Genomic DNA, 1,164 nt, shown 5'->3' with positions numbered 1-1,164 from the left:
CCGAATCCAGGTTAACGCGTCCGATGTCCGAGGATCTGGGCGCAGTATTCGGGATCCCATCCGGCGCGCTTTCGCCTGAGCCTGAGGCTTTTCTTGTCGGTGACGGCGCGCAGGAGATTGAAGGCGAAGTGGCGGACGACGGCCATGTTGCTGGCGCCGTGTCCCTTGCGCAGGCGGGACTGGTCGTCGCCGAAGGTGACGTCGAGAACCCAGTGCAGGCTGTTCTCGATCGCCCAGTGGCTACGCACGGCCTCGGCGGCGGCGGTTGCCGAGAGGGCGGCCGAGGAGATGTAGTATCGGGTCTCGAAGCGGCCGCGGTCGGCGAGTTCGGCGCGCGATGCGACGCGCACGATGGTGGCGACGTCGGGCAGCCGCAATTCGCCGGGGAAGCGCCGGTCCCCCTTCAGCCAATCGACCTCGCGGGCGACCGTGACGGTGCGGCTCTCGATGCGGCCGTGGCCCTTGTCGAGGTCGGTGACGGTCTCGGTCTCGGCCGCGGGCGCCGCGGCGAAGAAGCGCTCGATCTCGGCCCGCAGCGTCGGCTGGTTGGCCTTCACGGCGAGCAGATAGTCGGCCTTGGCGGCCCGGATGGCGGTGGCGATGGTCGGGTTGGTGGCGATGGCGTCGATCGAGATCAGGGTGCCGTCGAGACCGCCGCCGGCGGCGAGCCGCTCGATCAGGAGCGGGATCGCCGTGGTCTCGCTGCTCTTGTCGGCGACCGCCTCTTGGCCGAGCACCAGGCGGCGCGTGGTGGCGAAGGCGGAGACGAGATGCAGCGGCGCCTTGCCGGCGCCGCGATCATGGCTGCGGCGCGAGGTCTTGCCGTCGATGGCGATCAAGCTCGGGCGATCCGGCCAGCTCTCCCGCACCCACGCCGTGAACGCCGCTGCGAACAGGTCCGGGTCGATGCGGTTCATCAGCAGGGTCAGCCAGCGCGCCCCCGGAACCCCGTGGTGGTAGGGTCGGAAGCGGCGCAGAAACGACAGATGCGTCGCGCCCCACTCGGCGATCCCCTCGTAGTCGTCGCAGTCCGACAGGGTGCCGCACACCACCAGGAGCAGCACCTCCGGCAGCGGGTGCGCCACCCGCCACGGCTCGCGCGGATCCTCGATCACCGACAGGTGGTCGAGCAGCGCCTTCAGGCGCGACTTCTCGGGGACGAGC

At 70.2% G+C, this 1,164-nt stretch carries 1 protein-coding gene; it reads right to left on the bottom strand.

What is annotated here, in order from left to right; genetic code table 11:
- Positions 1 to 11: 11 nt before the first annotated feature.
- A partial coding sequence (locus ACFSOX_RS23605; protein WP_378480262.1) for an ISAs1 family transposase occupies positions 12 to 1,164 on the bottom strand: 1,153 nt, incomplete at its 5' end.

The organism is Rhodoplanes azumiensis (assembly GCF_042682915.1).
GTDB lineage: Bacteria > Pseudomonadota > Alphaproteobacteria > Rhizobiales > Xanthobacteraceae > Rhodoplanes > Rhodoplanes azumiensis.
This window is presented reverse-complemented; position numbering and strand designations above follow the sequence as displayed.